Annotated in this window: 2 protein-coding genes; both read left to right on the plus strand. The window is 62.6% G+C overall.

The features are described 5' to 3' along the window. The first annotated feature begins 246 nt into the window (after window positions 1–246). Window positions 247–1,449, plus strand: coding sequence for a transposase (locus tag NZ849_RS08405; RefSeq protein WP_295406080.1), 1,203 nt, complete (start codon window positions 247–249; stop codon window positions 1,447–1,449). 63 nt (window positions 1,450–1,512) lie between these two features. Continuing rightward, on the plus strand, window positions 1,513–1,770 hold a 258-nt coding region (locus NZ849_RS08410; protein WP_295406082.1), incomplete at its 3' end, for a hypothetical protein.

The following is a 1,770-nucleotide window of genomic DNA, read 5'->3' on the forward strand; positions in this document are numbered from 1 at the left end:
GGCGGGGCGTGGCCCTGGGGTCGGACACCCTGAACCACCGGGGTGCGGGGCGGCAGTCTCCGACCAGACCGTAGTTTGGTCCGTGGGAGAAGGATAACCCCGCGCCGCCAAAGGCGGCTACCCCCGTGGCCTGCGCTGGCCCTGGATGTATTGCTTGAGCACCCCCAAGGGCGCACCACCCGCCGTCAGACGAGAGGTGGAAAGCAGCGTTGTTGGCGGTCTTGAGTTTGACGATACACTAGAGGCGTGCAGGCCCGCCAGGTGCGCTACAAGCTGTATCCGAACCGAGCCCAGCTTGAAACCTTGGAACGGTGGAATGGGCTGCACTGCGACCTGTACAACGCCTGCATCGAGCAGCGCCGCAAAGCTTGGGCTAAAGGGAAGACCATTAGCTACTACGACCAGCAAAACGAGCTACCCAGGCTCAAGGAGGAGATGCCCGAGTACCAGGTGCTGGGCAGCCATGCCCTGCAGGAGACCGTGCGGCGGGTGGACCGGGCCTTCCGGGCTTTCTACCGTAGGGTTCGTGCTGGAGAAAACCCCGGCTTTCCCCGCTACAAAAGCCGCAATAGCTTCGTAGGCTTCTGCTACCCCGACCGGGCCGGGTGGAAGTTCGAGCGAGGGCCAAACGGAAAACATGGGGTGTTGCACATCTCCAACCTGGGGGCCATCCGGGCCAGGGGCAAACCCCGGCAGTGGGGTGAGCCCCTTCGGCTAACGCTTACCCGCACATCCCATGGCTGGTACGCCACCATAACCATCCGCTGCCAACCCACCCGCAAGGCTGGTAATGAAGCCGTAGGCATAGACCTAGGGGTAGAAGCAGTTGCGACCCTGTCGGATGGCACTAGGGTAGAAAATCCGCGCTTTCTTGGGCGTGCTAGCAAGCAGCTTAAGAGTCTGCAACGCAAACTATCCCGGCAAAAGCAAGGCAGCAATCGCTGGATGCGAACAAAAAGGGCTATCGCTCGCATACACCGGAAGGTTGCCAACCAGCGAGACGACTTCCAGCACAAGCTTACTGCCGGTTGGGTTGCGAAATATGGGCTCATTGCAACCGAGGCCCTCAAGGTCAAAAACATGACGGCAAGGGGTGGGAGCAGAAAGGCGGGTCTCAACCGGGCAATGCTTGACGTGGGGATCGGCGACATTCTACGGAAGCTGGCGTACAAAGCGGCAGAGGCTGGTACGCGGCTGGTAGAGGTGCCCACCTCAAAGGTCAAGCCCTCACAGACCTGTCCCCTCTGCCTACGCCAGGAGAAAAAACTACTCTCTCAACGTGTACACCAATGCCCTTGCGGGTGCGAGATGCCCCGCGACCAGGCCGCGGCCTTGGTCATGCTGAGATGGGCCTTAGACCCCTGGGAACCAGGGGGCGGGGAGGGGCTGACTGGCCCCGTTGAACTGCGAAACCCCGACCATGCCGCGATAGCGGTTGGTCGTGGGTAGTTCATGGAGCTCTTTGACCGCTTCGCGCCCGCCCTGATCCTCATGGACGAGTGGGTAGCCTACCTGCGCAACCTTCACGGGGAAGACCTACCCGCGGGCACCTTTGACCAGAACCTCACCTTCGCCCAGGCCCTGACCGAGGCGGCCAAGAGGAGCCGCCGCACCCTCTTGGTGGCCTCCCTGCCCGCCTCCGACGCCGAGGTGGGGGGAGAGCGGGGGCGGGAGGCCCTCTTCAGGCTCCAGAACGTTTTTGGCCGGCTGGAGTCCGTGTGGCAGCCCGCCACCCAGGATGAGTCCTACGAGATCGTCCGGAGGCGGCTT

Source organism: Meiothermus sp. (assembly GCF_025060375.1).
GTDB lineage: Bacteria > Deinococcota > Deinococci > Deinococcales > Thermaceae > Meiothermus.